Raw genomic sequence first — 21032 nt, 5'->3', positions numbered from 1 at the left:
CCGAAGGCCATCGCGCAGCGACGCGACGAAGGAGCGCCCTTGACAGGCCGGCCCGACACGGAAGGACGATGAGACTGACGGGAAAGCCCCAACCCTTCTCTGAGACCGCCCAAGGGGACCCCGCCCACCCCCGACCCCCTCAGCGCGCCGACGCCGACGCCGACGCCCCCGGCGTCGGGGACGTGGTCGGGCGGACCAGTTCGCCCAGGGTCGGGGCCGATTCCGGGCGGTTGCGGACCGCGTCCGTGCATTCCCAGGCGCGGGGCGGGTCCGCGTCCGGGCCGCCCAGGACCACCGGGCCCGGGCCGGCCGAGACGGCGTCGCTCGCGGAGAGGGTGCACACGATCTGGGCCAGGGCCACCGGCGGCAGGTCCTCGGGCTTGCGGCTCAGCCGGACCGTCCCCGCCGGGTCGCCGGGCCGGGAGGGGCCGGCCGCCAGGCCGTCCCGTACGCCGGTCGTGAAGCCGCCCTCCCGTTCCTGCTCGGACGGGACCCGCTCCAGCTCCTCCAGCAGGGCCTGCGCGACCAGCGTGAGGGGATCGCGCCCGGTCCGCTTGTCGGGCACCGGGACCACCCGCTCCACCGCGACCAGCTGCGATCCGCAGACCAGCTCGATCTTGGCCCGGAACCCCTGCACCCCGCTCTGCCCGGCCGGCAGGTCCGGGGTGTCGCAGGAGACCCGCGACGGGGCCGGGCCCACGTCGACCGGGACGGTCGTGGCCCGGATCCCGCACCCGGCCAGGGAGAGGGACGAGGAGACGAGTGCGAGGGCCGCCAGCGCCCTACGCGTCCGTGCCGCCACCGGCGATCACCTGCCCCACGTCCACCGGGAGCCGCAGCGTGAACACGGCTCCGCCTTCCGGGCCGTTCGCGGCCGTGATGTCGCCGCCGTGGATGTGCGCGTTCTCCATGGCGATCGACAGGCCCAGCCCGCTGCCGTCGGACTTCGGCCGGGAGGCGCTGGCCTTGTAGAACCGGTCGAAGACGTGCGGCAGCACCTCCTCGGGGATGCCCGGGCCGTTGTCCTTGACGGCGACGATGAGCCACTCCTCCTCGACCCGCACCGACACCCGCACCGGGGAGCCGCCGTGCTTGAGGGCGTTGCCGATCAGGTTGGCCAGGATCACGTCCAGCCGGCGCGGGTCGAGCCGTGCGACGATCCCGCGGCCGGCGTCGACCTCGACGGCGTCCAGCCAGGCCCGCGCGTCGATGCAGGCGGTGACCTGGTCGGCGACGTTGACGTCGTCGAGCACCAGCCGTGCCGTGCCCGCGTCGAAGCGGGTGACCTCCATCAGGTTCTCCACCAGGTCGTTCAGCCGTCGGGTCTCGCTGACGACCAGGCCCACCGCCGGGGCGATCATCGGGTCGAGGTCGTCGACCTCCTCCTCCAGCACCTCGGCGACCGCCGTCAGCGCCGTCAGCGGCGTGCGCAGTTCATGGCTCATGTCGGCGACGAACCGCCGGCTGGCCTCCTCCCGCGCGCTCATGTCGGCGACCTTCTTCTCCAGCGCCTCCGCGGTCCGGTTGAACGTCCGCGAGAGGTCCGCGAGTTCGTCCGTCCCGGACACGTCGAGCCGGTGGTCCAGTTCGCCCTCGCCCAGCCGCCGGGCGGCCTCGCCGAGCCGCTGGACGGGCTTGAGGACGGTCCGCGCCGCCGCCTGGGCGAGCAGCGCCGACCCGAGCAGGGCCAGCCCCGTCGCGATGGTCAGGGACCAGCCGAGCGCGTTGAGGTCGTCCCGCTCCGTCGCCAGGGACTTGTACATGTAGCCGGTGGGTCCGCCGCCGACGATCCGCGTGCCGCCGACCAGGTACGGGTTGCCGTGGGGCTTCGTCCGCTGCCAGTACATGTGGTACTCGGCGTCGTTCGCGGTCGTGCTCTTCTGTCGGTCGTTCACCGCGTTCTGGAGGGACTTCGGTACGTCGTCCAGCCCGAACGAGGCGGCGCCGGCGGCGCCGAACACCAGCCGCCTGTCCTTGCGTTCGTGGACGAGCAGCACGCTGTACCCGGGGCTGCTGCCCGCCATCAGCTCGGCGGTGCGCTGCAGTTCCTCGGGGGTGGGGTCGGCGGGCAGGGCCGCGGCCCGGTTCTGCATCTCCTGGCGGAAGTCGCCCAGGGCCGCGTCCTGGGTACGGGTGAGCACCGCCTCGCGGTTGAGCCAGTAGGCGATTCCGGAGGCGGAGACCGCGGCCGTGAGGGCGACCAGGGCGAACACCACGAGCAGCCGCACCCGCAGGCTCGTCCAGCGCCGGCCCGCGAAGAGGGCCTTGATCACTGCGGGGAGTCCAACCGGTAGCCGACACCCCGGACCGTACGGATCAGGGTGGGCGACGAGGGCACTTCCTCGACCTTGGCGCGCAGTCGCTGCACGCACGCGTCGACGAGCCGCGAGTCGCCCAGGTAGTCGTGCTCCCACACCAGCCGCAGGAGTTGCTGGCGGGAGAGCGCCTGGCCGGGCCGGCGGCTGAGCTCCAGCAGCAGCCGCAGCTCGGTCGGGGTGAGCTGGAGGTCCTCGCCGTTCTTGGTGACGGTCATGGCGGCCCGGTCGATGACGAGGGACCCGAAGACGGCGGAGTCGCTGGCCTCGCGCTCGCCGCGGCGCAGCACGGCGCGGATGCGGGCGTCGAGCACCCGGCCCTGGACGGGCTTGACGACGTAGTCGTCGGCTCCGGACTCCAGGCCGACGACGACATCGATGTCGTCGCTGCGCGCGGTGAGCAGGATGATCGGCAACTGGTCGGTGCGGCGGATCCTCCGGCACACCTCGAAGCCGTCGATCCCGGGCAGCATGACGTCGAGCACGATCAGGTCCGGCCGCTGCTCGCGGAGCAGTTTCAGGCCGTCCTCGCCCGTCGCCGCGGTGGCCACACGGTGGCCCTGGCGGGTCAGGGAGAGTTCGAGGGCCGTGCGGATGGCGTCGTCGTCCTCGATCAGCAACAGGAAAGGCACGGGCTCATTCTGTCCCATCGGCCGTCGGGACTTCGACCGTCGCGCGCGACGGGATCCGGCGGCGGTCCCCGCCGGGGCCGCCGGAGGGCGGCCGGAGACGGCTGTGACAGTGCTGTGACAGTCGACGGACACGCCGGTTAAGTCGGCCGGGCAGTCTTTTGTCATCGAAACACGGACCGAAGCAGACTCCACGACGGGGGGCGCGAGATGAACACGCTGCACAGCACCACCACCAGCGCGGTTGTCACGCGGCTGCACGACGCGAACCGCCGGGCGGGTGTCCGTACGGTGCCGGGCTCCCGGCGGCAGGCGCGCGTCGTAGCCATTGACGCGAACCAGTACCAGGCGGTTCCCGCCCAGCGGACCCCTTCCTCCCCGTCCTCCTCCTCGGAGGCGGAGTTCACGGCGTACGTCCAGGAGCGGCGGGCGGCGCTGTACGCGACGGCCTTCCACCTCACCGGCGACCGCCACGAGGCCGAGGACCTGCTGCAGAGCGCGCTGTTCTCCACGTACCGGGCGTGGGACCGGATCAGCGACAAGGCGGCGGTGGGCGGCTACCTGCGCCGCACGATGACGAACCTGCACATCAGCGCGTGGCGGCGGCGCAAGCTGAACGAGTACCCGACGGAGGAGCTGCCGGAGACGGCCTCCGACACGGACGCGATGCGCGGTACGGAGCTGCGCGCGGTGCTCTGGCAGGCGCTGGCCCGGATCCCGGAGCCGCAGCGCACGATGCTGGTGCTGCGCTACTACGAGGGCCGCACGGACCCGGAGATCGCGGAGATCCTGGGCATCAGCGTCGGCACCGTGAAGTCGAGCATCTGGCGCTCGCTGCGCCGGCTGCGCGAGGACGAGGTGCTGAGCTTCGGGCGGGACGAGGCGGAGTCCTTCGGGGAGCTCGTCGCGTAACGCGCGGAGGCGCACAGACCACAGACCACCGGCCAGGGGGTCCGTCCTACGGGGGTGGGACGGGGGCCATGGGGGGGATGGAGGCGGGATCAGGCGGTCGGGGGTCCGCTTGGTTCCGCCTCCTCTTTGCGCCCGGTCCGCTCACGCGGGCCGGGCGCTCTTCGTGCGCGGGGCCACCGCGCGCGGGGTTACGCCGCGGCGGCGGTCGCCGAGCGGTGGCGGCCCGCCGCGGCGGCGGCGAGCCGGCCGAGGGCCTCGTCGCGGCCGCAGGCGTGGGCGCCGAGGGCGACGTGCCGGGCGACGATGCCGCGCTCGGCGCGCATCAGGCGCAGGCCCCGGCGCAGCAGGAACGGCAGGGACTTGCGGCCCTCGCGCAGGTCGCGGGCGAGTCTGCGGCGGAAGGTGGTGGAGGGCCGGCCGCGCAGGCAGATCGCGTCGGCGAGGAGGCCGAGCTCCTGGCAGCGGGCGGCGATGTCGGCGGCGAAGATGCCCTCCGCGATGAACAGCGGGGTGCGGGAGATGTCCAGGGTCTCCGTGCCGGTGCGGGAGCTGGTCGCGATGTCGTAGACCGGGACCTCGGTGCGGCCGGTGCGGCAGAGTTCGGCGACGGCGGCGACGGCGACATCGGCGTCCCAGGAGCGGGGCGAGTCCCAGTCGATGTCCGAGCTGCCCTCGACCAGGGGGAGGGTCGGGTCCGTCTGTTCCTTGTAGAAGTCGTCCAGTCGCAGTACGGGCAGCCCCGAGCGGGCCGCCAGCGAGGACTTGCCGGAACCCGAGGGGCCGGTCAGGAGCACGACGCGCGTCGGAAGGGGAGATGAACAGCTCACGGGAGACCAGTGTGAGGCATGACCCGGCGGATCGGCGCACCGCCGACAGTCCCTGCGACCGGTCTCACACGGCGGGTTGGAAGCGGGGGCACCACCTCGACTACGCTGTGTGCGCACGCGACTACGACCACAGGCGGGAACCAATGGCACGTCACGCAGCCCCCGACTCCTCTTCCAAGAAGCTCCGCTCCGCCGGGCTGACCCTCTCCATGGCCGGGGCGGCCCTGGCCATGGCGGCCGGCGGGGCGCAGGCGGGGGAGCTGGACCCGGCGGCGGCCGTCGCCGGGGTCGTCGACCCGATCTCGAACCTGAAGGTGAACCCCCTCGCCCACACCGGCGTGGACCCGCTCGACAACGGGGTGGGCACGAAGGTGGCCGACTTCCCGGCGGTGGGCACCACGATGGTGACGGGGGTGCTGACGCAGGGGCCGTCGGTGCGGGAGATCCCGCAGGCGGCCGTCTCCTCGCTGCTGGGGCCGGTGCTCCCGAAGTCCTGACGGCGTCACGGCGCGCGAAGGCCCCGGCAGCACGGGGGAGGTGGCTGCCGGGGCCGGTTCGTGCGGGGGTCCTAGTACGAGGAGCCGCCCGAGCCCAGCGACCCGGTGGGGTGCCAGACCGTCTTGGTCTCCAGGAACGCCGTCATGCGCGACGTGCCCGGGTCGGCGGCCCAGTCGTCCACAGGCTGGGGACGCAGGACGCGCTTGAGGTTGTCGGCCGCGGCGATCTCCAGCTCCTTGGCCAGGGCCGGGTCCGCGCCCGCGAGGTCGATCGCGTTGACGTCCTGGTGGGCCGCGAGGTGCGGGCCCATCTCGGAGGCCTTGCCGGAAAGGATGTTGACGACGCCGCCCGGCAGGTCGGAGGTGGCGAGCACCTCGCCCAGGGACAGGGCGGGCAGCGGGGCCTTCTCGCTGGCGATGACGACGGCGGTGTTGCCCGTCGCGATCACCGGGGCGATCACCGAGACGAGGCCGAGGAAGGACGAGTCCTGCGGGGCCACGACCGTGACGACGCCGGTCGGCTCCGGGGTGGAGAGGTTGAAGAACGGGCCCGCGACGGGGTTGGCCCCGCCGGTGATCTGGCCGATCTTGTCGGTCCAGCCCGCGTACCAGACCCAGCGGTCGACGGCCGCGTCCACGACCGCCGCGGCCTTGGACTTCGACAGCCCCTCGGCCTCGCCGACCTCGCGGACGAACTGCTCCCGGCGGCCCTCCAGCATCTCGGCGATGCGGTAGAGGATCTGGCCGCGGTTGTACGCGGTCGCGCCGGCCCAGCCGCCGAAGGCCTTGCGCGCGGCGACGACCGCGTCACGGGCGTCCTTGCGGGAGGACAGCGGGGCGTTGGCCAGCCACTTCCCCTTCGAGTCGGTCACTTCGTACACCCGGCCGCTCTCGGAGCGGGGGAACTTGCCCCCGACGTACAGCTTGTAGGTCTTGAAGACGCCCAGACGGGTCACAGAAGACTCAGACATCAAGGTAGCCCTCCAGGCCGTGGCGGCCGCCCTCGCGGCCGAAGCCCGACTCCTTGTAGCCGCCGAAGGGCGAGGTCGGGTCGAACTTGTTGAACGTGTTGGCCCAGACGACGCCCGCGCGGAGCTTGTTCGCGACCGCGAGGATGCGCGAGCCCTTCTCCGTCCAGATGCCGGCGGACAGCCCGTACTGGCTGTTGTTGGCCTTGGCGACGGCCTCGTCCGGGGTGCGGAACGTCAGCACGGACAGGACCGGGCCGAAGATCTCGTCGCGGGCGACGGTGTGCGCCTGGGTGACGTTCGTGAAGAGCGTCGGGGCGAACCAGTAGCCGGAGGACGGCAGCTCGCAGGCCGGGGACCAGCGCTCGGCGCCCTCGGCCTCGCCCGTGTCGGCCAGGGCCGTGATCCGGGCGAGCTGCTCGGCGGAGTTGATCGCGCCGATGTCGGTGTTCTTGTCGAGCGGGTCGCCCAGGCGCAGGGTGCCCAGGCGGCGCTTGAGGGAGTCGAGGAGCTCGTCGTGGATCGACTCCTGGACCAGGAGGCGGGAGCCCGCGCAGCAGACCTGGCCCTGGTTGAAGAAGATGCCGTTGACGATGCCCTCGACGGCCTGGTCGATGGGGGCGTCGTCGAAGACGATGTTGGCGCCCTTGCCGCCCAGCTCCAGGGTGACCTTCTTGTCGGTGCCGGCGATCTGGCGGGCGATGGCCTTGCCGACCGCGGTGGAGCCGGTGAAGGCGACCTTGTTGACGTCGGGGTGGGCGACGAGTTCGGCGCCCGCGTCCCCGTAGCCGGGGATGATGTTGACGACGCCCTTGGGGAGGCCGGCCTGGCGGCAGATGTCCGCGAAGAACAGCGCCGAGAGGGGGGTGGTCTCCGCCGGCTTGAGGACGACGGTGTTGCCGGTGGCGAGCGCCGGGGCGATCTTCCACGCGAGCATCAGCAGCGGGAAGTTCCACGGGATGACCTGGCCGGCCACGCCGAGCGGGCGCGGGTTCGCGCCGTAGCCGGCGTGGTCGAGCTTGTCGGCCCAGCCCGCGTAGTAGAAGAAGTGCGCGGCGACCAGCGGGAGGTCCGCGTCGCGGGTCTCCTTGATCGGCTTGCCATTGTCCAGGGTCTCCAGGACGGCGAGCTCGCGGCTGCGCTCCTGGATGATCCGGGCGATGCGGAAGAGGTACTTGGCGCGCTCGGAGCCGGGCAGCGCGGACCACTTCTCGAAGGCGCGGCGGGCGGCCTTGACGGCGCGGTCCACGTCGGCGGCGCCGGCCTGGGCGACCTCCGCCAGGACCTCCTCGCTGGAGGGGCTGACGGTCTTGAAGACCTTGCCGTCGGCGGCGTCGGTGAACTCGCCGTCGATGAAGAGCCCGTAGGAGGGGGCGATGTCGACGACCGAGCGGGACTCGGGAGCCGGTGCGTACTCGAAGAGGGATGCCATGGTGATCAGTCCACCGTCACGTAGTCGGGTCCGGAGTAACGCCCGGTGCTCAGCTTCTGGCGCTGCATGAGCAGGTCGTTCAGCAGGCTGGAGGCGCCGAAGCGGAACCACTCGTTGGTCAGCCAGTCCTCGCCCGCGGTCTCGTTGACCAGGACCAGGAACTTGATGGCGTCCTTGGTGGTCCGGATGCCGCCGGCCGGCTTCACGCCGATCTGGATTCCAGTCTGCGCCTTGAAGTCGCGGACGGCTTCGAGCATCAGCAGGGTGTTGGCGGGGGTGGCGTTGACGCCGACCTTGCCGGTGGAGGTCTTGATGAAGTCGGCGCCCGCGAGCATGCCGATCCAGGAGGCGCGGCGGATGTTGTCGTACGTCGACAGCTCGCCGGTCTCGAAGATGACCTTCAGCCGGGCGGCGGTGCCGTCCTCGCGGACGCACGCCTCCTTGACGGCCTTGATCAGCTCGTACGTCTCCAGGTAGCGGCCGGCGAGGAAGGCGCCACGGTCGATGACCATGTCGATCTCGTCGGCGCCGGCGGCGACGGCGTCCCGGGTGTCGGCCAGCTTGACCGGCAGGGCGGCGCGGCCCGCCGGGAAGGCGGTGGCGACGGAGGCGACCTTGACGTCGGCGCCGTTCAGCGCCGCCTTGGCGGTGGCCACCATGTCGGGGTAGACGCAGACCGCGGCGGTCGTGGGCGTCGTACGGTCGAGGGGGTCGGGGTTGACGGCCTTGGCGGCGAGCGACCGGACCTTGCCGGGGGTGTCCGCACCCTCCAGCGTCGTCAGGTCGATCATCGAGATGGCCAGGTCGATGGCGTACGCCTTGGCCGTCGTCTTGATCGAGCGGGTGCCGAGGGAGGCCGCGCGGGCCTCCAGTCCGACTGCGTCGACGCCGGGCAGCCCGTGCAGGAAGCGGCGCAGCGCGCTGTCGGACGTCGTCACGTCAGCGAATGCGGTGAGGGTGGTGGGCATGGTCACCAGACGAGCATATCTACGCGCGTAGCGACCTGTCACCCCCCACGTGCACATCTGGGCGTGACATCCACCATCGGTGCACCCGCCCCCGGGCGGCCGGTGCGTCCGGCAGCCGTGCACCGGTGGCCCCCGGACGGGCATGCGGCACAATCGGCGGCATGACCACACCCTCCGCCCATGAGCCGGCCTTCGCCGATCGCGTCTACCGCTCCCCCATGGCCGTCGTGACCGGGGTGCTGATCCTGGCGATGATCGTCTGGCTGTGCGGGGACGCCGTCGTGCGCGGCGTGGGCGCCGGCCGTTGGATCGGGCTGGCCGCCGCGCTGTGCGCCGTGCCGCTGACGGTGGCCTTCACCATCCGGCCGGCCGTCTTCGCCAACGAGGACCGGATGCGCGTCCGCAACCCGTTCCGGGTCATCACGCTGCCCTGGGGCGTCGTGGACGCGGTGCGCGCGGGGTACTCGGCGGAGGTGCTGGCGGACGGGGCGAAGTACCAGCTCTGGTCGGTGCCGGTGTCGCTGCGCGAGCGCAAGAAGGCGAACCGCTCGGCCGGCCGGGGCACGGGCGCGGGCGCGGCGGGCGGGCCGGGCGACAAGGCGGCCGCGCCCGTCGCGCGGGCCTCCGCCGACAAGGCGGTGGACGAGCTGACCGAGCTCGCCGAGCGGGGGGCCGCCCGGCCGCTCGCGCAGGGGCCGGTCACCGTGCGGTGGGCCTGGGAGATCATCGCACCCGCGGTGGCGGGCGCGGTGCTGCTGGCGGTGCTGCTGGCGGTCGGGTAGGGCCCTGGCGGGCCGCCGCCCGCCGTCGCTAGAGCGAGATCGCGATGACCTTCTCCGCGGCGATCCGTACGACCAGCCGGACGACCTCGGCCGGCTCCGGCGGCGGGTTCTCGCCGAGGTAGTGCTGTGAGAGCTCGCGCGGCAGTTCCTTGTGCGGGTCCGGCAGCAGTTCGGCCGTGCCACGGATCTCCGCCGACCGGTAGGGGTTCTCGCGGTCGTAGACCGTCAGGCTGATGCGGGGGTCGCGGGCCAGGTTGCGCGCCTTCTTGCGTCCCGCCGTGGTGGAGAAGACCACGGCGTCCCCGCGCCGGCCGACCCAGACGACGGAGGTCTGCGGGCCGCCGTCGGCGTTCAGCGTCGCCACGACGGCGAAGTTCCGGCCGTCGATCAACTCCTTCACCCCCGCGTCCAGCGCCACCGTCGCGGGAAGCCCTTCCGTGCTGCCGGCGTTCCTCACTCGTCGTCCCTCGTCTCTCGTCTGGCCTGCGCAGGGGCGCGAGCCGGCCGGGGGCCGTCCTCGCGGAGCACTGACGTGCACACCGCTCATCCTCGAAGAGGGCCCCGCACAACGGAAGAAGGCACATTTATGTCACGTACTACCGGGTGCACGGCCCAGGAGGGCGCGGGCCGGGAGGTCTGCGCCGTGATGGACGTGCTCGGCAGGGTGAGCGGCAAATGGAGCCTCGGCGTCCTGAGCGAGACCCTCCACGGACCCGTCCGCTTCTCCGCGCTCGAACGGTCGCTGGCCGGGCTCAGCCGCCGGATCCTCACCCTCACGCTGCGCGAGCTGGAGGAGGCCGGTCTGCTGGTCCGCACGGTGTACCCCACGGTGCCGCCCCGGGTGGAGTACGCCGCCACCGACGCGGCGCGCGAGCTCTACGAGCGGCTCACCGGTCTCGCCGACTGGGCGCGGCGGCATCCGGCGGTGACCACCGCCGTCCGCCGGCCGGGCGGCCCGGGGACCGGCTGACGGTCCGACCGTCCGACCGGCCGACCGGGGGGACGCCGAAAGGGACGACACGGTCCGGGCCGACCGGAACCGTCGCCGCCGGGGGTGGCGTCCTCCGTGGTGTGCACCGTCATGAGGGCAGCGGCAGCGCCGCCACCGCCACACAGCTCCCGGTCCGTCCGCGCCTGCTGAGCGGGGCCCTGCTGGCCGCGCACCTGCTGCTCGTCGGATGGCTCACCCTCCGTCCGCTGGACGTCCCCTGGGCGGCGGCCGCGAACCTGACCCCGCTGGAGGGGATCCGGGCGGACCTGGCGATGGGGCCGCTGGAGGCCGCGCGGCGGATCGGGGAGGGGCTGGCGCTGCTGGCCCCGCTGGGGGTGCTGCTGCCGCTGGCCGGGGGGCGGCTGAAGCCCGGCCCGCTGGCCGCGTGGTCCTCGCTGGCGCGGACGGCGGCCGCGGCCGTACTGATCTCGCTGAGCATCGAGATGCTCCAGACGGCGGTCCCGGGGCGGGTGCTGGACGTGGACTCCCTGCTGCTGAACACGGCCGGGGTGGTGATCGCGCACGTGGCGGTCGTCCCGGTGCTGCGGTCCAGGCTGCGCAGGCCCCTGACCACCCCGGACGCCGTTCCTCAGGGGAGCACCCCGAGAATTCCCAGGGTCGGGCTCGGCCCGTGGACCGACGTTCTGTCGGCGGTACCGCGCGAATATTGATTCATCGCGCCGAGCACAAAAGGAAAGCGCGCGAATCCCGATACGAAGGAGAACACCATGAGCGCGCTGACCCGCCCCCGTGACGGACGGCTGATCGGCGGCGTCTGCGCCGGCCTCGCCCGACGGTACGGAATGAAGGCCCGCACGATGCGGCTCATCTTCCTGCTGTCCTGCCTGCTGCCGGGCCCGCAGTTCCTCGTCTACCTCGCGCTGTGGGTGCTGATCCCGAACGAGAAGTCGGGCGTCGGCGCCGCGCACACCGCCTGGTGAACCGGCCCCGCTCCGGCCGGGATCAACCGGCCTTGCGGACCTTCTCCAGCTGCTTGTCGGCGACTTCCTGCGGTACGGCCGCCTTCTGGCCGGCGGCCGCCACGTTGAGGGCCATCAGCCGTACGACGCTGGAGCCCTCGCGGACGACGACCAGGTGGACCTGCGCGGAGACGCCCTCGGCGGCGGCGGTCGTGGTCCAGCTGACGCTCTCGTCACCGGCGGTCTTGAACGGGACCGCCTTCACGTCCCGGTAGGTGCCGCTCTGCTTCTGCACGGTGGCGGTGAAGCCGGAGCCGCAGGCCGCGACGGCCTCGCGGAGCCGGGAGAGGACCTTCTTGGCGTCGGCCTCGTCGTAGGAGCTGACGGAGGCGGAGACGGCGAGGCCGACCTGCTTCTGGGAGCCGATGCCCCGGTTGACGGTCTCGTGCGCGGCCGGGTCGGGCTTGTCGCCCATGATGTCGGCGAGCGGCTGGCAGGCCTTCTTGTCGGCCTGCGGCTGGCCGGTGGGGGCGCTCGGGTTCTTGCCCTGCGCGGAGACCTGGTAGCCGGGCAGGTCGCCCTGCGCGAGCGCGGAGCGCTCCAGGCGGGCGTCCTTGGCCTTCGGAGCCGGCGAGGCGGCCGCGGGCGCGGGTGTGCCGGAGGGGGTGGCGGTGGCCGCGGAACCCTTGGGGTCCGGGCCCTTGCCGGCCGCGGGGGCGTCCGGACCGCTGCTGCAACCGACGGCCCCGAGGAGCAGGGCGGGGAGCAGCGCGAACGTCGTCGCGGGCGCTGTGAATCGTGCCGTGATGCGCATGACCGGACCTCATACCCCGTACGTCGGCGGGCAGTTGGTGGTGATCGTGGCACACCGTGCGGCGTGGCGCACACCGCCTCGAAGGGGTGTGCGCCACACGTGCGGGCGTGCGAATCCGGGCTCCGGATCAGCCGCCGAGGCCGGGCAGCGGGGGCAGGCCGCCGAGCAGCTGGCTGACCGGGGCGGCGGGGTCGCTCTGGCCACCCTGCTGGGCCTGGTCCGACTGGTTGGTGACGGCGCTGGCGGTGCTGGTGACGGTGCCGAGGGCGTCCGTCAGGTTCGGGGTGGGGAGCGCCGAGGCGGAGGCGGTACCCGCGGCACCCGCGGCGAGGGCGGCACCAATGACAGCGACACCGAGGGACTTGGCAGCAGACTGCTTCATGAAAAATCGTCCTTGCGACGGGGAATCGAGCGGCTCCGCAAACTAGTCACTTCAAACCCCGTCCCGCAAACATCCGTAAATACGAGGAAGCGCCCGGGGCGTCATGCTCCCGGGCGCATTCCTACCGTCATTCCGTGGCCTAGGCCGATACAGATCCGCTGGTGGAAGCGGTCTGGCGGAAGAGCCACTCGGACTTGAGCTCCGCGTAGCCGGGCTTGATCACGTCGTTGATCATCGCCAGTCGTTCATCGAAAGGAATGAACGCGGACTTCATCGCATTGACGGTGAACCACTGCATGTCGTCGAGCGAGTAGCCGAAGGCGTCGACCAGGTGCTCGAACTCGCGGCTCATGCTGGTGCCGCTCATCAGCCGGTTGTCGGTGTTGACCGTCAGCCGGAAGTGCAGCTTGCGCAGCAGGCCGATCGGGTGCTCGGCGTACGAGGCGGCCGCGGCGGTCTGCAGGTTCGAGGTCGGGCACATCTCCAGGGGGATGCGCTTGTCCCGGACGTACGAGGCCAGCCGGCCGAGCTTCACGGAGCCGTCGGCGGCGACCTCGATGTCGTCGATGATCTTCACGCCGTGGCCCAGGCGGTCGGCGCCGCACCACTGGAGGGCCTGCCAGATCGACGGCAGGCCGAAGGCCTCGCCGGCGTGGATGGTGAAGTGGTTGTTCTCGCGCTTGAGGTACTCGAACGCGTCGAGGTGGCGGGTGGGGGGGAACCCCGCCTCGGCGCCGGCGATGTCGAAGCCGACCACGCCGTTGTCACGGTAGCGGTTGGCGAGTTCGGCGATCTCCAGCGCGCGGGCCGCGTGGCGCATGGCGGTCAGCAGGGCGCCGACGCGGATGCGGTGCCCGTTGGCCTTGGCGCGGCGCTCGCCCTCACGGAAGCCGTCGTTGACCGCCTCGACGACCTCTTCGAGGGTCAGGCCGGCCTCCAGGTGCTGCTCGGGGGCGTAGCGGATCTCGGCGTAGACGACGCCGTCCTCGGCCAGGTCCTCGGCGCACTCGGCGGCGACCCGGAAGAGGGCCGCCTTCGTCTGCATGACGGCGCAGGTGTGCGCGAACGTCTCCAGGTAGCGCGGGAGGGAGCCGGAGTCGGCGGCGTCGCGGAACCAGACGCCCAGCTTGTCGGCGTCGGTCTCGGGCAGCTTGTCGTAGCCGACCTCGGCGGCCAGCTCGATGATGGTGCCGGGGCGCAGGCCACCGTCGAGGTGGTCGTGCAGCAGCACCTTCGGGGAGCGGCGGATCTGGTCCGGGGTGGGCTTTTCGGTGGTCTCGCTCGTCATTCCGGCACTCTACTCCTACGCGCGTAGAGCAACCCGGCGGCGGCGGGCGTCGATATGTAACAGAGACCGTACGGACGGGTGGCATACACCTGGCGGTCTGAGACTGTTCCGCCATGGCACAGCATGCGCCGCCGGCGCGCGGGGCCCGCCTGGGGCGGGCGGCCGGCGCGAACGGCCCGGAGTCGATGGTCAGTGGTGTGGTCCTCCTGCTCCCCGGGGCGTCCAGGATCGCCCCCGGTCCACTGCGCCCGCTCGCGCGGGCGCTGGCCCGGGCGGGCGGGGCGGAGGGGCTGGTGGCGCACACGGTGCTGCACGGCCCGCGGGACCGGGAGGAGGCCGCGGCGTGGGCGGCGGACGAGGCGCTGCGCCGGTACGGGGACGTGCCGGTGTGCCTGGCCGGCTACGGGGCGGGGGGTCGGACGGCGCTGCGGGCGGCGGGGCACGACGCCGTCAACTCGGTGGTGTCGCTGGCCCCTTGGTTACCCGACGAGGTGCACGGCGGATCCCCTGAACCGGTGAAACAGCTCGCGGGGCGGCAGGTGCTGATCGTGCACGGGACGAACGACGCGCGCAGCGACCCCGAGTCGTCCTTCCGGCTGGCGGCGCGGGCGAAGAAGGCGAATCGTTCCACTTGCCGGTTCGAGGTGCATTCCGACGGGCACGGCCTGCGGGACCACCGGGCGGAAGTGGTGGCGCTCGCGGTGGATTTCGTCCTCGGCGCGATGTGCTCGGGGCGGTACTCGCGGCCGGTGACGGACGCGCTGGCGGCGCCGCCGCCGCTGGGTCTGCGGATGCCGCTGGCCTCGGGGTTCGGCCGGTCGCTGCGGGGCTGACGGGCGGCTCCCGGGGCGTCCCGCGCGGCCTTCCGTGAGCGGTGCGGCGGGGGGTCCGAGCGTAAAGTGAGGAGTGGACTCGGGGCCGTATCCCTCCGGGAGGCGATGGATCATGGCCGGAATGGTGCGCAGGAACTTCGACAGCGCGGACGAGACCCGGCCGTTCGAGGACGGCAAGGGCAGGCTGGACGTGATCGAGACCGACGGCGGATCCATCGGACGGGCCGTCTTCGAGCCGGGCTGGCGGTGGTCGGAGCACATCAAGCCGCTGGCCGGCACGGACAGCTGTCAGTCCGCGCACACGGGGTACATGCTGAGCGGGCGGATCCACGTCGTCATGGACGACGGGGAGGCGGAGGAATACGGCCCGGGGGACTTCATGCAGATCGCGCCCGGGCACGATGCCTGGGTGGTGGGCGACGAGCCGGCCGTGGCGCTGGACTGGACGGGCTACGGGAACTACGCCAAGCCGCAGTGACGGACGGCGGGTGCGGGTCGGGGGCGGGCGCGCGGCATCCGTCCGTGCCTGCCGCTCCGCCCCCTCACGGTCGGTCGGCACCGATGGACCCGGCGACACCGCCCCCGGCGCGCCGTGCTCACCACTGTGCCGGTTCGGCATATGCGGGACGCCCCGATCCAGGAGTCGACTTGTCGCCTTGCGGGAACCCGAGGGGTTTATAAACAGCCACAGTCAGGGACGAATGGGCATATGCCAGTCGATGTCGACGGAGCCGATGGATCCGATCTGAGCCCCGCCGCCCGGCGCCTGTACGCCTTCGCCGTGGAGCGGTACGCCTTCACCGCCGCCGAGGCCACCACCGCGCTGGGCGCCCGCGCGGGCGCCGCGGTCAAGGAGCTGGCCGCCGCCCACCTCCTCCAGCGGGCCCCCGGCGAGGGCCCGGAGCGCTGGACGGCGGTGGCGCCCCGCGCGGCGGCGGCCCGGGCCCTGGCCCCGCTGGCCCTGCTCGTACGGGAGACCCACGACGAGATGGACCGGCTGCGCGGGCGGCTGGAGGCGCTGGTGCCGGCGTACGAGGCCGGCACCGCGCACCGCGACGACGGCGCGGCGGGCCGTCTGGAACTGGTCACCGACCTGGGGGCGGTGCGGGGGCTGATCGCCGAGCTGGTGGCGGGGTGCGAGCACGAGCTGCTGACCTCCCAGCCGGGCGGCGGCCGCCCGCAGGAGACCCTGGAGGAGGCGGTCGGCCGGGACGAGTCGCTGCTGGCGCGCGGGGTCCGGATGCGGACGATCTACCAGCACACGGCCCGCTATTCCCGCCCGACGGCGGCCTACGTGGAACGGGTGACGGCCCTGGGGGCGCAGGTGCGGACCCTGGGCGACGGCCTGATGCGGATGCTGATCTTCGACGCCCGGACCGGCCTGATGTCCGTCCCGGACCGCCAGGGCGCGGCCCTGCTGGTCCGCGAGCCGAGCGTCGTCCACTTCATGACGGCGGCCTTCGAACGCTCCTGGCTGGGCGCCCGCCCCTTCCCGACGACGGTGAGCCCGGAGGCGGCGAAGTCCCTCTCGGACGAACTCCGCCAGACCATCGTCCGCCTCCTGTCGGAGGGCCTGGAGGACAAGGTCATCGCCCGCCGCCTGGGCATGTCGGAACGCACCTGCCAACGCCACATCGCGGAGATCATGCGCGCGGTGGGCGCCAAGTCGCGCTTCCAGGCGGGCTACCTCCTGTCGACGGCGGCCGGGCGACCAGACGAAGAGCCCGGGACCGGCTGCCCGTCCTAGCGTCAGATCAGCGAGGGCAGGATGCCGCGCGGCCACCGGCCGAGCCAGAAAGCTGCCGCCGAGGGGCGCTCCTGGCGTTCGGTCGATCCGTCGTGCAGCAGGTACTCGGTGGGGGCCAGGTAGCCCTCGCCTGGATCGATGCGTATCCGGACGAGCTGGAGGGGCCGCCCTCCGGCAACGTAGGCGCGGTAGTCGTCGGTGTGGGGGTAGCGCCGGGGGTGGTCGTCGGGGTGGACGGCCCGGCACGCCGTCTGTGCGTCGACGGCCCCGAGGACGATGTACCTGGTGCCGGAGCCGAGGTTCAGGCAGAGCCTTCGGCGGCCGGTGTGCTTCTCGGCGTACGGGAGCTTGTCCCAATTGTCGAGGTGGAGGCCGATCAGGCGGCCGTCCGCGCGGTTGTCCGTGGTCGTCGTCATGTCGGCCTCGGCGAGGGCCTGCCCGAGGTAGACCGCCTCAGGGTCGCCCATCGGCCGCGTGAGGTCTTCGAGCGGGAGGCCGTCACGGAACGGTGGACGAACGATCTCCACCAGGGTGCTGTCCAGAGGTCTGCGCGGCGCGGTCACGGCCCTGACGTCCGACTCGGCCATGGCACGCCACGGCCCGGCCGGGACGACCGATCCCGTCTCGTAGCCGTCTTCCTCCGGACGTGCGCTCCGGGCGGTGGAGATCTCACAGCGTGCGCGGAGCGCGGCCGGGTCGCCGTAGGCGATGTGCAGGGGCACGGGTCCTCCGGGTCAGTCGTCGCCGATGGAGATGTCGAGGTCGTTCACCAGCGCCTCGGCCAGTTCGGCTTCCTGCCCCGGACCGATGCGGACCTTGGACAGGTTTGCGACGCCACGGACGGTGGAGAGGTCGTTGCCCCGCAGGTCCGTCTCCCGGTACCGGCCGGCACCGAACTCGGTGAGCCTCAGGGTGCAGTCGGTGAACACCGCGTCGGAGAAGTCGCAGTCGGTGAACGCGGCCTCGGTGAAGGAGCAGCCGGCGAAGGCGACGGGACCGGTGGCGCGGACCCCCTCGAAGGTGGCGTAGTCGAACCTGCAACCCTCGAAGAGGACGTCGTCCAGCACCAGGCGTTCCAGCGTCGCGCCCATCAGCTTGCATTCGCGGACCAGTACTCGGGTCAGCTTGCTTGCGCTCCACCGGGCGGAGCCGAGGTCGCTGCCGGTGATCTCGACGGCATGCAGGTTGAGGGATTCGAGCGCGACCCTCCGGGAGCGAAGGCCGGTGACGCGGCCGGTGATGAGCCGGGCGTCCACGAGATCGAGTGAGCGCAGGTCGGCGTCTCCGTACGTGAAGTCCTGGATCGTGCCGCGCGGGCTTTCGAGCGTGTCGACGTGGGTGAGGTAGAGGCCGGGTTCGTCGAGGTCGGGGGTGGCGACGGTGATGCGGCCGAAGGTGCGAGTGGCCATGTGGCGCTCCTTGAGGTGGTACCAGGGGTGGCCTCGCGGTGCGCGGGGCCACCCCTGATGTGGTGGGTGCTACTTCTCCGCCTTGCTCCAGTCGTCCCACGTGGGCCGGTTGTCGAACGGAGCGGAGCTGGGGTTGTCCCACGTGGGCCGGTTGTCGAACATGGCGAGCGCCTGGGTGCCGACAGCCGGCAGGAGGGACTGGAATCCCTCGGCCGAGTCCATCACCAGAGTGACGGCGTCAGCGGGCGTGTGTGCGGACATGTCGGGTGACTCCTTCGAGTAGAGCGATCTTGGCAGTGGTGCAGTACCGGGTCCTGGTTCCGTCGAACCGGCCACCGTGTTCGAAGTACCGGTTCGCGGCATGGGCGCCCCCGCAGAAGGCGAAGGTGGGGCATGTGGCTCGGCAGGCGTCCACGCCCCGCCAGAACTCGGTGATCCAGGGGGAGCGCTCCTCGGCCTCGGCCACCAGGACGTCCAGGCTGTCCTTCAGCACGTTGCCGGTCGTGAAGTCGCCGAAGCGGTCGTCATGGAATCCGGCCAGCTCCGGGGAGAGCATGATCACGTCGCCGTCATGCGTGATGGTCGGAAGCGGGTCCCAGGGCGCCGTGACCGGCGTGGGGGCCGTCTCCTGCGCACCCAGGACTGCGCCGGCGAAGTTCAGGACGCGCTGGACCTCACGCAGCCGCACCACCGGGTTGGCCCGCCACGCATCCGTGAGGGCGGCCCAGAACTCCACCGCGCGGGTGTGGTCGGCCCGACGGTGACCCGTGTTGACGCCTTCCTCCTCCTCGACGTTCACGCCGAGGACCGTCACACCGAGTTGGGCGAAGAACTCGTAGAAGCGGCGGGCGTCCGCCGGGGCGGGATCGGAGACGACCGCGATGGCGGAGAACGGAATTCCGTGGACCCGGAGACGCTCGATGCCGCGCAGGGTCACGCCGAAGCCGGGACGGCCGGCGAGGGTGACGCGATGGGCGTTCATGTCCTCGGGGCCGTCGATGCTCACGCCCACGTGTACGCCACGCTCCAAGAGGAACTCGCACCATGCGGCATCCACGAGCGCGGCGTTGGTCTGCAGGCTGTGCTTCACGCCCTCGAAGGGAGCCATGAGCGCGGCCAGGTGCTCGCGGCCGGTGGCCAGCGGTTCCCCGCCGTGCCAGACGATCTCGAAGCCGGGGCGGGCCGCGGCCCAGGCGTTGACCGACGTAGCCGCCGCTTCCGCCACTGTCAGCGGCATGAGGTTCCGCGTCTTGCGGAAGGGGAGGTAGCAGTAGGTGCAGTCCATGGGAAGACACTGCGTGGTCGGCTGCATGATCACCGAGCGGGGGACGGAGGCGAGTCGGGGCGGGCAGGGCATCGTGCTCCTCTCGACTGGGTTCCAGTGCGCTGGGGGCGGGAGCTTCACCTGTCGGCGGCCCGGCGGGGAACGTCGGGGGCGACGATCCATTCCCGGCCGCCTCCTTCCGGCCTCAGGAACACCGCGCACGGCATGACACGCCGGCTGTACGGGTCCTCGTACGGGCCGATGAACTGCACGACGGCTTCGCGTTTCCGGCCGGGGTCGAAGACCCGGGCACCCTCGTGGAGCCAGTCGGGCAGGTTCTGATGAGACGCGGGGCGGGGTGGAAGGTTCACTCCTCCTCCTGCTTCTGAGGATCGGGACCGATGGCTGTCGGCCCCTCGGAATACCGTGATGCTCAGTCAACCGCCGTGCACGGAACGTGAGTACGGTGGTGATGGCAGCGGACCGTGAAAGCCGTGAAAATCGGGGGACCACCATGACCGCAGGCACACCGAACACCGCATTGGCCGCGCTCTTCGAGGAGACGGGCTGGTCGCGAGGCCAGTTCATCCGGGCCATCGCACGCGTGGGCACCGAGAGCGGCATCACCTTCGGCTACGACGAGTCGGCTGTACCGAAGTGGGTGGCGGGAAGCCTGCCGAGGAAGCAGGTTCGCCCGCTGATCCTGGAGGCCCTCTCCCGCAGGCTCGGACGGCCCGTCACCGCGTATGCCGCAGGGTTCACGCATTCACCCGAGACCTCGGGCCAGACCCCGGATACCGTGTCGGGACTGGTCGATCTCGGGAGCGCTGACATGGATCCCTCACGCAGAAGTGTCCTCGGGGCCGGGCTGTTCTCGGCTGCGGCGGTGGTTCCCGGTTGGCCGGACGTCCACGATCGGTTGCAGCGCGTGCAGGAGGATCCGCACACCCGGATCGGCCTGCCCGAGGTCAGCGCCGTCATCTCCATGACGGAGTACATGAGCGATATCGACGACAAGTTCGGCGGGCGGATGGCCAGGCCGATGGCAGCCGCCTTTCTGGTGAACACCATCGTGCCCGCGCTCAGGGCGACGGCCGGGGAGGAAGTGAAGAACGCCTTGCGCTCTGCGGCGGCCGATCACCTCTACCTGACCGGGTACATGGCCATGGACGAGCGTGAGGACGGACTGGCACAGCGGTACTACACCAAGGCCCTCGAACTGGCGGGTTCGGCGGGCGACCACCTGACCTACTGCACCACCCTGCGGGGAATGAGCGTCCAGGCCGTCGACCTCGGGCACGGCCCACTCGCGCTGCGCCTGGCTGACGCCGCTGCCGCGGCCTCACCACAGGCCGGTCCCCGGATGCTGGCCTTCCTCACCGGCCAGCAGGCGCACGCCGCCGCACAGACCGGAGACCGGACCAGGGCGCTGCAGCGGCTGAAGGCGGCCGAGACGGCAATGGACAAGGCGGAGTCGAGGGCGAAGGCGTTCGGCTCCTACGACCCGTCGGCGATGAACTACCACATCGGGCAGGTGCGGTACGAGCTCGGCGACATCGCCGGTTCCATCGAGTCCATGGAGCTCGCGGACCGGCTGCGCGAGCCCGCCTACCGGCGGACCAGGGTCCGGTACAACGCCATGATTGCCGAGCGGAAGCTGGCCGTGGGTCGCCTGGAGGAGGCTTGTGTCGACTGGAACCGGGTCCTGGACGACTACCCGCTCGTCCAGTCCGGCCGGTGCGACGACCGCGTCCGGATCATGCTCTCCTCGCTCCGGCCGCACCTCGGCAACACGCATGCCCGAGAGGCGTACGAGCGGGGTAGGGCGCTGCTCCATACGGGCTGACGTCGGCCACGCGAAGAGCCTCAGCGGCACGACGGCCGGAGGCCGGCGCAGCGACGCGAAGCCGGGGAGGCGCCCCGGCGCCGAGCCGCGCGAGCGGCGCGTGGAGAAGGGGTCCCACGACGAGATGGACCGGCTGCGCGGGCGGCTGGAGGCGCTGGTGCCGGCGTACGAGGCCGGCACCGCGCACCGCGACGACGGCGCGGCGGGC

Annotated in this window: 26 protein-coding genes; 10 read left to right on the top strand and 16 right to left on the bottom strand. The window is 72.0% G+C overall.

Annotated features, from left to right (window positions below; translation table 11 throughout):
* Positions 1 to 139 precede the first annotated feature (139 nt).
* Genes ACZ5NJ_RS37370 through afsQ1 form a run of 3 tightly spaced genes read right to left on the bottom strand, consistent with a single transcriptional unit; the run spans position 140 to position 2947 of the window.
* Positions 140 to 802: a hypothetical protein gene (locus ACZ5NJ_RS37370; protein WP_468771215.1), complete on the bottom strand. Its 663-nt coding sequence runs from the start codon at positions 800 to 802 to the stop codon at positions 140 to 142.
* Positions 783 to 2372, bottom strand: a complete 1590-nt coding sequence (locus ACZ5NJ_RS37365) for a HAMP domain-containing sensor histidine kinase (RefSeq protein WP_468771214.1) — start codon at positions 2370 to 2372, stop codon at positions 783 to 785. The genes ACZ5NJ_RS37370 and ACZ5NJ_RS37365 overlap by 20 nt, the downstream gene beginning before the upstream one ends.
* Entirely contained in the window at positions 2270 to 2947 is a 678-nt protein-coding gene (afsQ1, locus tag ACZ5NJ_RS37360) for a two-component system response regulator AfsQ1 (protein WP_185117195.1), read from the bottom strand. Before afsQ1 ends, ACZ5NJ_RS37365 begins: the two co-directional genes overlap by 103 nt.
* 207 nt (positions 2948 to 3154) lie before the next feature.
* On the opposite strand from afsQ1, the gene ACZ5NJ_RS37355 reads away from it, so the two are divergent.
* Positions 3155 to 3856, top strand: coding sequence for a SigE family RNA polymerase sigma factor (locus tag ACZ5NJ_RS37355; RefSeq protein ID WP_468771211.1), 702 nt, complete (start codon positions 3155 to 3157; stop codon positions 3854 to 3856).
* A gap of 188 nt (positions 3857 to 4044) precedes the next feature.
* On the opposite strand, the gene ACZ5NJ_RS37350 is transcribed toward ACZ5NJ_RS37355, so the two are convergent.
* Positions 4045 to 4683 carry a uridine kinase family protein gene (locus ACZ5NJ_RS37350; RefSeq protein WP_468771209.1) on the bottom strand — a complete coding sequence of 213 codons (639 nt, stop codon included), beginning with the start codon at positions 4681 to 4683 and terminating at the stop codon, positions 4045 to 4047.
* A 143-nt stretch (positions 4684 to 4826) separates the two neighbouring features.
* Here ACZ5NJ_RS37350 and ACZ5NJ_RS37345 point away from each other — a divergent pair, with 143 nt between their 5' ends.
* On the top strand, positions 4827 to 5180 hold the full coding sequence (locus ACZ5NJ_RS37345; RefSeq protein ID WP_468771207.1) for a hypothetical protein: 354 nt from the start codon (positions 4827 to 4829) through the stop codon (positions 5178 to 5180).
* A gap of 71 nt (positions 5181 to 5251) precedes the next feature.
* Here the strand turns inward: ACZ5NJ_RS37345 and ACZ5NJ_RS37340 are convergent, their stop codons facing one another.
* Genes ACZ5NJ_RS37340 through deoC form a run of 3 tightly spaced genes read right to left on the bottom strand, consistent with a single transcriptional unit; the run spans position 5252 to position 8548 of the window.
* Positions 5252 to 6151 carry an aldehyde dehydrogenase family protein gene (locus tag ACZ5NJ_RS37340; RefSeq protein WP_468771206.1) on the bottom strand — a complete coding sequence of 300 codons (900 nt, stop codon included), beginning with the start codon at positions 6149 to 6151 and terminating at the stop codon, positions 5252 to 5254.
* Positions 6144 to 7580, bottom strand: coding sequence for an aldehyde dehydrogenase family protein (locus ACZ5NJ_RS37335; RefSeq protein ID WP_468771205.1), 1437 nt, complete (start codon positions 7578 to 7580; stop codon positions 6144 to 6146). Before ACZ5NJ_RS37335 ends, ACZ5NJ_RS37340 begins: the two co-directional genes overlap by 8 nt.
* A gap of 5 nt (positions 7581 to 7585) precedes the next feature.
* Complete coding sequence (deoC, locus tag ACZ5NJ_RS37330) at positions 7586 to 8548, bottom strand: deoxyribose-phosphate aldolase (RefSeq protein WP_388945606.1); 963 nt, start codon at positions 8546 to 8548, stop codon at positions 7586 to 7588.
* Between the two features lie 161 nt (positions 8549 to 8709).
* On the opposite strand from deoC, the gene ACZ5NJ_RS37325 reads away from it, so the two are divergent.
* Positions 8710 to 9330 carry a PH domain-containing protein gene (locus tag ACZ5NJ_RS37325; protein WP_468771203.1) on the top strand — a complete coding sequence of 207 codons (621 nt, stop codon included), beginning with the start codon at positions 8710 to 8712 and terminating at the stop codon, positions 9328 to 9330.
* A 28-nt stretch (positions 9331 to 9358) separates the two neighbouring features.
* Here the strand turns inward: ACZ5NJ_RS37325 and ACZ5NJ_RS37320 are convergent, their stop codons facing one another.
* Positions 9359 to 9787, bottom strand: coding sequence for a PPOX class F420-dependent oxidoreductase (locus tag ACZ5NJ_RS37320; RefSeq protein WP_468771202.1), 429 nt, complete (start codon positions 9785 to 9787; stop codon positions 9359 to 9361).
* Positions 9788 to 9916: 129 nt separating this feature from the next.
* Between ACZ5NJ_RS37320 and ACZ5NJ_RS37315 the strand changes: the two genes are divergently transcribed.
* The 3 genes from ACZ5NJ_RS37315 to ACZ5NJ_RS37305 all read left to right on the top strand — a co-directional run bounded on the left by ACZ5NJ_RS37315 (position 9917) and on the right by ACZ5NJ_RS37305 (position 11262).
* Positions 9917 to 10300, top strand: a complete 384-nt coding sequence (locus ACZ5NJ_RS37315; RefSeq protein ID WP_468771201.1) for a winged helix-turn-helix transcriptional regulator — start codon at positions 9917 to 9919, stop codon at positions 10298 to 10300.
* Between the two features lie 101 nt (positions 10301 to 10401).
* The gene (locus tag ACZ5NJ_RS37310; RefSeq protein ID WP_468771200.1) at positions 10402 to 10992 is read left to right on the top strand and encodes a VanZ family protein; all 591 of its coding nucleotides are present in this window, start codon (positions 10402 to 10404) and stop codon (positions 10990 to 10992) included.
* 57 nt (positions 10993 to 11049) lie between these two features.
* A complete protein-coding gene (locus ACZ5NJ_RS37305) occupies positions 11050 to 11262 on the top strand; it encodes a PspC domain-containing protein (protein WP_468771198.1) in 213 nt (70 codons plus the stop codon).
* 22 nt (positions 11263 to 11284) lie between these two features.
* Here the strand turns inward: ACZ5NJ_RS37305 and ACZ5NJ_RS37300 are convergent, their stop codons facing one another.
* The 3 genes from ACZ5NJ_RS37300 to ACZ5NJ_RS37290 all read right to left on the bottom strand — a co-directional run bounded on the left by ACZ5NJ_RS37300 (position 11285) and on the right by ACZ5NJ_RS37290 (position 13725).
* Positions 11285 to 12055, bottom strand: a complete 771-nt coding sequence (locus ACZ5NJ_RS37300) for a hypothetical protein (RefSeq protein WP_468771197.1) — start codon at positions 12053 to 12055, stop codon at positions 11285 to 11287.
* Positions 12056 to 12182: 127 nt separating this feature from the next.
* The gene (locus ACZ5NJ_RS37295; RefSeq protein ID WP_468771195.1) at positions 12183 to 12437 is read right to left on the bottom strand and encodes a hypothetical protein; all 255 of its coding nucleotides are present in this window, start codon (positions 12435 to 12437) and stop codon (positions 12183 to 12185) included.
* Positions 12438 to 12576: 139 nt separating this feature from the next.
* Positions 12577 to 13725: an adenosine deaminase gene (locus ACZ5NJ_RS37290; RefSeq protein ID WP_468771193.1), complete on the bottom strand. Its 1149-nt coding sequence runs from the start codon at positions 13723 to 13725 to the stop codon at positions 12577 to 12579.
* 113 nt (positions 13726 to 13838) lie between these two features.
* Between ACZ5NJ_RS37290 and ACZ5NJ_RS37285 the strand changes: the two genes are divergently transcribed.
* The 3 genes from ACZ5NJ_RS37285 to ACZ5NJ_RS37275 all read left to right on the top strand — a co-directional run bounded on the left by ACZ5NJ_RS37285 (position 13839) and on the right by ACZ5NJ_RS37275 (position 16305).
* Entirely contained in the window at positions 13839 to 14558 is a 720-nt protein-coding gene (locus ACZ5NJ_RS37285) for an alpha/beta hydrolase (protein ID WP_468771192.1), read from the top strand.
* A gap of 112 nt (positions 14559 to 14670) precedes the next feature.
* Positions 14671 to 15036: a cupin domain-containing protein gene (locus tag ACZ5NJ_RS37280; RefSeq protein ID WP_468771191.1), complete on the top strand. Its 366-nt coding sequence runs from the start codon at positions 14671 to 14673 to the stop codon at positions 15034 to 15036.
* 231 nt (positions 15037 to 15267) lie between these two features.
* Positions 15268 to 16305, top strand: a complete 1038-nt coding sequence (locus ACZ5NJ_RS37275; protein WP_468771189.1) for a helix-turn-helix transcriptional regulator — start codon at positions 15268 to 15270, stop codon at positions 16303 to 16305.
* A gap of 2 nt (positions 16306 to 16307) precedes the next feature.
* On the opposite strand, the gene ACZ5NJ_RS37270 is transcribed toward ACZ5NJ_RS37275, so the two are convergent.
* From ACZ5NJ_RS37270 to ACZ5NJ_RS37250, 5 genes are all read right to left on the bottom strand, one after another.
* Positions 16308 to 17027: a hypothetical protein gene (locus tag ACZ5NJ_RS37270; protein ID WP_468771188.1), complete on the bottom strand. Its 720-nt coding sequence runs from the start codon at positions 17025 to 17027 to the stop codon at positions 16308 to 16310.
* A 12-nt stretch (positions 17028 to 17039) separates the two neighbouring features.
* A complete protein-coding gene (locus ACZ5NJ_RS37265) occupies positions 17040 to 17714 on the bottom strand; it encodes a pentapeptide repeat-containing protein (protein WP_468771186.1) in 675 nt (224 codons plus the stop codon).
* Positions 17715 to 17783: 69 nt separating this feature from the next.
* A complete protein-coding gene (gene amcA / locus ACZ5NJ_RS37260; protein ID WP_468771184.1) occupies positions 17784 to 17975 on the bottom strand; it encodes a multiple cyclophane-containing RiPP AmcA in 192 nt (63 codons plus the stop codon).
* Complete coding sequence (locus tag ACZ5NJ_RS37255) at positions 17953 to 18999, bottom strand: radical SAM protein (RefSeq protein ID WP_468771183.1); 1047 nt, start codon at positions 18997 to 18999, stop codon at positions 17953 to 17955. Before ACZ5NJ_RS37255 ends, amcA begins: the two co-directional genes overlap by 23 nt.
* A gap of 116 nt (positions 19000 to 19115) precedes the next feature.
* Positions 19116 to 19349 (bottom strand): hypothetical protein, encoded by a 234-nt coding sequence (locus tag ACZ5NJ_RS37250; RefSeq protein ID WP_468771181.1) that lies wholly within the window; start codon positions 19347 to 19349, stop codon positions 19116 to 19118.
* 143 nt (positions 19350 to 19492) lie between these two features.
* Between ACZ5NJ_RS37250 and ACZ5NJ_RS37245 the strand changes: the two genes are divergently transcribed.
* A complete protein-coding gene (locus ACZ5NJ_RS37245; RefSeq protein WP_468771217.1) occupies positions 19493 to 20824 on the top strand; it encodes a tetratricopeptide repeat protein in 1332 nt (443 codons plus the stop codon).
* Positions 20825 to 21032: the final 208 nt, after the last annotated feature.

Source organism: Streptomyces sp. NPDC032091, assembly GCF_055580265.1.
The sequence above is the reverse complement of the archived record's forward strand: the minus strand, read 5'-3'. Positions and strand labels throughout refer to the sequence as shown.